A 6,789-nucleotide genomic window follows, 5' to 3' on the forward strand; every position below is an offset into this window, starting at 1 on the left:
CCAACTTTAAATACTACTTCTCCTAACGGAATTGTAGGAGCTTGGTCTCCAAACACCATTAGCAATACAACTAGCGGAAGTTATATTTTTACACCTAATACTGGGCAATGTGCAACCAACACCACTTTAGTGGTAACAATTACCGCACCTACTATTGTACCTAATTTTGTAACTACTCTTAATGTTTGTAATGGAACACCAGCTCCAACGTTAAATACTACTTCTCCTAACGGAATTGTAGGAACTTGGTCGCCAAATATTATTAGTAATACAACAAGTGGAAGTTACAATTTTACACCTAATACTGGGCAATGTGCAACCAACACAACTTTAGTAGTAACTATTACTGCTCCTACTATTGTGCCTAATTTTGCAACTACTTTAAGTTTATGTATAGGAGAGACTCCTCCTGTTTTAAACACAAGTTCACCAAATGGTATATCAGGAACTTGGACACCAAGTATTATAGACAATACGGCTTCTGGAAGTTACATTTTTACACCTAACACGGGACAATGTGCAATAAATACAACATTGAACGTGAGTTTTTTAAACACTTTAGATTTTGAGATTATTGGAGCCTGTATAGAAAACAACTATATTCTTCAAGTAACATCAATCTCAAGTGCTTTTGATTTAAATACCGCTAATTATGTTTGGGAAAATAGCAATAATGTAACTGTTGGAACAAATAGTCCATACTTTGATGTTACATCATATCTAGACTCTACATCACTAGAAGAACAAGTCCCAATTAGTTTTAATGTAACAGTAACAACACCGCAAGGTTGTTATAAAACAGAAATATTTACTATTGATAATATGTTTTGTAGTATCCCTAAAGGAATATCACCAAACGGCGATAACAATAATGATTTTTTTGATCTACGATTGTTAAATATTAGAAACTTAAGCATCTTTAATAGATATGGTATAAAGGTCTATTCTAAAGACAATTATACAAATCAATGGATGGGACAAACAGATTCTGGAACAGAACTCCCTGACGCAACCTATTATTATGTGATAGAATTTGACGACAATCAACCAACAAAAACTGGATGGGTTTATATAAATAGATAAACAAAAAGCAGTAGCAAACTAAAAACTGCCCAAGAATTATTCCTGGGCAGTTTTTTTATAGATTAGAATTCCCTTTGTTAAAGTTTTTGTATTATTAAAGTTTGAAGTACTACAGAAGAAATCTTCTAAACAATTAATCTAAATCTGAAACGCTATCTAATTCTCTTTTTAATGGAGTCATAAATTCGATAAATCTTGGTTTATTTTTACTGTCCATTGGTGTCGAATTTGGCAATTTAAGTTTAAGTGCATCTACTTGTTTTCCGTTTTTCCAGAAACGATAACAAACGTGTGGTCCTGTTGCTAATCCCGTACTTCCAACTTTCCCTATTACTTGTCCTTGAGTTACATGCTGCCCACGACGAACTAGAATTCTAGACATGTGTAAATATTGAGTCGCAAAGGTTTTATCATGCTTTACTTTTACATAATTACCATTTCCAATTGAGTATCCCGCTTTTTCGACCACGCCACTTGCTGTTGTCATGATTGGCGTTCCTGATGGCGCAGCATAATCGGTACCATTATGGGCTTTGAAACGCATTTGAACTGGGTGGAATCTTTTTTTCGAAAATTTTGAAGTAATATTTATAGATTTTAAAGGCGCTTTCAGAAAGAAATTTTTTAGTGCTTTTCCTTCTTCGTTATAATAATCTACTTTTTTATCTGACGCATTTTGTTTGAACGGAAATGCGTAAATATTTTTTCCTTTGTATTCGAAAAACGCACACTCTAACGAATCGATACCATCATAAATAGAATCGTTTATAAACCTTTCAGTAAATGTTACGGCAAATTTGTCTCCTTTTTTTGATTTAAAAAAATCGATTGACCATTTGTAAATCCCTATTAATTGACTTGATAAGGCGGAAGACGCGCCTTCGTTTTTTAATGTTTCAGACAACGAACCGTTTAGTTCTCCAGCTATCGTTCTTCTTTTGAATGTTACTGGTTTTTGTTTTTTACTAGCTAATACTATAGAATCTCTAAAATCGACTATATAATAAGTTAATTGATCGGGTTGATAGATAAGATAATTCAGTTTTTTAGTTTTATCTCTAGAAAGCAACATAGTGTACGGCTTACCAATTCTCACTATTCGTACATCAAAAGTATCTTTTACTTTTGCAACAATATCGTAAACTTGTTTGCCGCTAAGATTTTGTTTCTCGATAATGCTCCCAAAAGTATCTCCATTGCGAATAGTGTCATTTATAACCAAGTAATCATTGAGCCTAAAACCAAAATCATAACGAATTGGCTCTGGCTTTTTTACAGGCAGAACTGATTTTTCATTGTCTTTTTTACATGAAATAATTAGTAGCGCAATGACTAAAAGCGTTATAATTTTTTTCAAATGGAATGGTTTTTAAAGATTTTCTCCCCAAGTGGCTAATTCATCTTGTGACCAAAGTTCGGGAAAAAATATTCTTCTTTGGTATTTTGGATGCATATATTTTTTCCAGTCGCTTCCGCCAGTTGCTTCGCCAGTGCCTTTTCCGTTGTCAATATATTTTCTGGCAGCATTCAAATGTCCCATTACCCATGTAATATTTACGGTGTAATCATAATGGCGCATAGCAGCAATTAGCTCTGGATTATTCTGGTCATTTTCTGGAATTTCTTTAAACTTTCGCCAAAGATTGATGGTATTGTATTCTTCCATACAATCTAGGAATTCCTTTTTGTATTTTTTCTCAAATTCCTTAAGAAAATATGATTTTTCACCAGTTGCATAATCTTTCCCAGCAGCCTGCCAATACAAATGCTCGAAAGCGTGTGTATAAGTCGTATTTCTATCTATTGTTGCTCTAAATCTATGATCGATTAAGTTTATCAAATCGGTTGAACAAAACTCAATCATGCGATATTGTGCGCTTTGAAAACCACTTGCTGGTGTTAATGTATGACGAAATTTCATATATTGTTCAACTTCCATTCCGTCGCCCATAATATCGAAAGATGTAGTAAGCATGTCAAAATAACGACTAATACGCATTAGTCTTTCTGTAAAAAATACTGTTGATGGTTTCTGGGTATGAGACAACTGATTTATCTCCCACAAAATCATTTTAAACAACAACTCGTTTATTTGATGATACATAATAAATACGTTTTCATCTGGCAAAGTTGTTCTTTGTACTTGAAGATTTAGAAGAGCATCTGTTTGAATATAATCCCAATATGTTATCGGTTTAGACCAAAGCAATCCTTCTAGATGCACTTCAGTTTTTTGGTTTATTGTTTTATATTTTTCGTCAATTTCTTGAACAAGATTTGATATTTTATCCATATTTTTAATTAATTACCATGAAAGGATTTTTTAATCCTTTGAAAGTCTCTAAATCGGCTTTTATTGATCCTACTGCTAAACTTGCTTTAATGCGTATAGGTATTTTATTTTCGTCGTCAGAGATCCAAACTGTCAAACTTTCTTCTTCTTTAAAAACTCTTCCAGACTGAACTAAAGGCCTAAAAACCATGGTTTTTATTTTTCCGAATTTAGTTTTTATTGTTTCCCTTCCCACAAATTTTAATTTAAATTTTACCACTTCTTCGTCAAAAAACATATCAATCATGATAGATTCATTAACTTTCAGCTTATCAATATTTGGGTGGTTTCTTAAATAATAAAATGACGAAACAATATCTTGAACATTTTCGCTTACGTTAAATGTTTTTTCGGTATTATTCTTATAATCCTTAACTAAAACAGTGTTTTTGTCTTGATTAAAAAAACCTTCTTGATTTTTTGTATAACCACCTTCGTCAATTTTACGAAGAAACTGATATGGTTTACTAGTTGTTTTATCAATAAAACTTTGGTAATGATCTTCGACTTTAAAAAAAGATTTTGCCATGCCCGCTGTATAACCATGTCCAACTGTATAAAAAACTTTCTTATTATTTATTGTGGCTTCTTTTACTTCAAGCGTGGCATAACCCGCGGTTATCATTCCGTAGTGAATTCTAAATTTGAACCATTCACCAATATCGAATGCACTTTGGTTTTGGGCAAAGGTATTTAATGAAATAATTAGTGATACTAGTAGTAATTTCTTTTTCATTTTTTAGTCGATTTATATTCGTTTTAATAGAGAATACAAAATTCATTCCAAATGTACTAAAAAAACAAAAAACCCAGTCAAATAAATGACTGAGTTTTTATGCTTTAACCAACCAAAAAACTATAAATTATGAAAATTTATTAATTAAAAGGGAACCACCCCTTTCAATTCGAGTGCAAAAGTAGTGTGTGAATTCAATTATATCAAACAAAAAATAAACTTTAACATATTTTTATCACAAATATCAAGACTACACCGTTTTATTCTGACAATAATGCAACAAAAATAACTATTTCCTATAAAGTTCCTCTTTTCGCTTGTTCTCTTTCTATAGATTCGAATAATGCTTTAAAGTTTCCTGCTCCAAAACCTTTGGCTCCCATTCTTTGAATTATTTCAAAAAATAAAGTTGGACGATCTTCTACTGGTTTTGTAAATATTTGAAGTAAATATCCATCTTCATCGGCATCGACCATAATGGCAAGATTTTCTATTTTTGTTAAATCTTCTTTCATCATATCCATGTGAACACCTAACCTTTCTGGAATAGCTTTGTAATACTCGTGTGGCGGTGCCGATAAAAATTCTACACCACGAGCTTTCAACTGGCTTACGGTTTCTATAATATCATCTGTAGCAATAGCGATGTGTTGTACACCAGAACCTTCATAAAAATCTAAATATTCTTCAATTTGAGAACGTTTATTTCCTTTTGCTGGTTCGTTTATAGGAAATTTGATGCGTCCGTTGCCGTTTGACATAACTTTAGACATCAATGCAGAATATTCAGTGTGTATTTGTTTGTCGTCGAACGAAAGGAAGTTTACAAATCCCATTGTGTCTTCGTAAAATTTTACCCAAGTATTCATTTGGTTCCAACCTACGTTACCCACCATGTGGTCTATGTATTTTAGTCCAACTGGACTAGGATTGTAATCTGATTTATGTTCTACAAATCCCGGTAAAAATGCTCCTTTGTAGTTTTTTCGTTCTACAAACATGTGTACAGTTTCGCCATATGTGTAGATTCCGGCACGAACTACTTCTCCAAATTCGTCGGTTTCAACAGTTGGTTCCATATATACTTTTGCACCACGAGATGTAGTTTCTTCAAACGATTTTCTGGCATCTTCTACCCAAAGTGCAATAACTTTTACTCCGTCTCCGTGTTTTTTTACATGTTCTCCTATTGGTGATTCGCTGTTTAAAGCCGTTGTAAGTACAAGACGAATTTTATCTTGTTTTAAAACATACGAAACTTTGTCACGAGATCCTGTTTCTAGTCCGCAATAAGCGTGTGACTGAAAACCGAATGCTGTTTTGTAAAAATGTGCTGCTTGTTTTGCATTTCCTACATAGAATTCGACATAATCGGTTCCTAGTAATGGAAGGAAATCTTGTGCCCCTTCAAATATTTTTTCTAGTCCGTATTCTACTGATTTTATTTCTTTTGACATTGTGTTTATTTGTTGATTCGGTTATTTGATTGTCCCGAAATGTTATTGTTTAATGAAAATTTCTAGCCCCGATAGTAATGGAAATCCTTTTTTGAGGTTTTTCTCCAAAAAAAAGATTGCAACGTCCCGATAGCTCTCGGGAAGCGGAAAATAGCTTCTGAAAAAAATTATTCTACCCAAGATTTGTAATATTGTCCATCATCAATTCCCATAGCTGCTTCGGTTACCATAAGTGGACGAAAAGTATCGACCATAACTGCTAATTCTTGGGTTTCGGTGTGTCCAATGCTACGTTCCATAGCGCCTGGTGCTGGTCCGTGAGGAATTCCTTTTGGGTGTAATGTTATATGACCTTGTTCGATATTGTTTCGACTCATGAAATCACCATCTACATAATACAAAACTTCATCACTGTCGATATTGCTATGATTATATGGAGCAGGGATAGATTTTGGGTGATAATCATACAATCTCGGAACAAATGAACAAATTACAAAAGTAGATGTTTCGAATGTTTGATGAATTGGCGGTGGCAAATGTACTCGCCCAGTAATAGGCTCAAAATTATGAATACTAAATGCGTACGGAAAATTGTAACCATCCCAACCTATAACATCAAATGGGTGCGTGGCATATACAATTTCGTGCATCATACCTTCTTTTTTTGTTTTAATAAGGAAATCACCTTTTTCGTCATGCGTTTCTAATTCCGAAGGCAATTTGAAATCTCGCTCACAAAATGGAGAATGTTCTAAATGTTGACCCGATTCGTTTTTGTAACGTTTTGGCGTATAAAATGGGGCGTAAGATTCAACGTAGAACAATCTGTTTTCAGATGTTTCAAATTCGATTTGATAAATCATACCACGAGGAATGATAAGATAATCTCCGTATTCGAAAGGGATATTACCTAACATAGTACGAAGTTTTCCTTTTCCTTTGTGAATGAAGATCATTTCATCAGCATCGGCATTTTTATAAAAATACTCTGTAAGTGATTTTCTGGGCGCTGCGAGTCCAATAATGCAGTCTTTGTTGACTAACATGTCTTTTCGACTATCAAGAAAATCGTCTTCTGGTTTTAGTTCGAAACCTTTTAGTAATAATGATTTTATGTTTTTACCTATTGCGATTTTTGGTTCTACTGAATATGATTTTAGTATTTCTTTGACTTGTGTTGG

Annotated in this window: 6 protein-coding genes; 1 reads left to right on the top strand and 5 read right to left on the bottom strand. The window is 33.4% G+C overall.

Annotated elements, in window-relative coordinates; translation table 11 throughout:
* Positions 1-1,083, top strand: a 1,083-nt coding sequence (locus ACHZC3_RS12445) for a gliding motility-associated C-terminal domain-containing protein (protein WP_394760193.1), incomplete at its 5' end; no start/stop codon positions are given.
* Between the two features lie 133 nt (positions 1,084-1,216).
* Here the strand turns inward: ACHZC3_RS12445 and ACHZC3_RS12450 are convergent.
* The 5 genes from ACHZC3_RS12450 to ACHZC3_RS12470 form a co-directional block, all read right to left on the bottom strand.
* Positions 1,217-2,440: a peptidoglycan DD-metalloendopeptidase family protein gene (locus ACHZC3_RS12450; RefSeq protein ID WP_394760195.1), complete on the bottom strand. Its 1,224-nt coding sequence runs from the start codon at positions 2,438-2,440 to the stop codon at positions 1,217-1,219.
* Between the two features lie 12 nt (positions 2,441-2,452).
* A complete protein-coding gene (locus ACHZC3_RS12455; protein ID WP_394760196.1) occupies positions 2,453-3,376 on the bottom strand; it encodes a tryptophan 2,3-dioxygenase family protein in 924 nt (307 codons plus the stop codon).
* 4 nt (positions 3,377-3,380) lie between these two features.
* Positions 3,381-4,151 (bottom strand): DUF3108 domain-containing protein, encoded by a 771-nt coding sequence (locus ACHZC3_RS12460; RefSeq protein ID WP_394760197.1) that lies wholly within the window; start codon positions 4,149-4,151, stop codon positions 3,381-3,383.
* 296 nt (positions 4,152-4,447) lie between these two features.
* Entirely contained in the window at positions 4,448-5,608 is a 1,161-nt protein-coding gene (gene hppD, locus ACHZC3_RS12465; RefSeq protein ID WP_394760198.1) for a 4-hydroxyphenylpyruvate dioxygenase, read from the bottom strand.
* Positions 5,609-5,775: 167 nt separating this feature from the next.
* Positions 5,776-6,789 (bottom strand): homogentisate 1,2-dioxygenase (locus ACHZC3_RS12470; RefSeq protein ID WP_394760200.1); only part of this gene is annotated, 1,014 nt, incomplete at its 5' end.

It is taken from the genome of Flavobacterium sp. (assembly GCF_043720215.1).
In the GTDB taxonomy this organism is placed as follows: Bacteria; Bacteroidota; Bacteroidia; order Flavobacteriales; family Flavobacteriaceae; genus Flavobacterium.

Excerpts from the sequence above, each read along its gene's own strand:
- ACHZC3_RS12460 (WP_394760197.1), bottom strand. The coding sequence starts at position 4,151 with ATGAAAAAGAAATTACTACTAGTATCACTAATTATTTCATTAAATACC.
- ACHZC3_RS12455 (WP_394760196.1), bottom strand. The coding sequence starts at position 3,376 with ATGGATAAAATATCAAATCTTGTTCAAGAAATTGACGAAAAATATAAA.
- hppD (WP_394760198.1), bottom strand. The coding sequence starts at position 5,608 with ATGTCAAAAGAAATAAAATCAGTAGAATACGGACTAGAAAAAATATTT.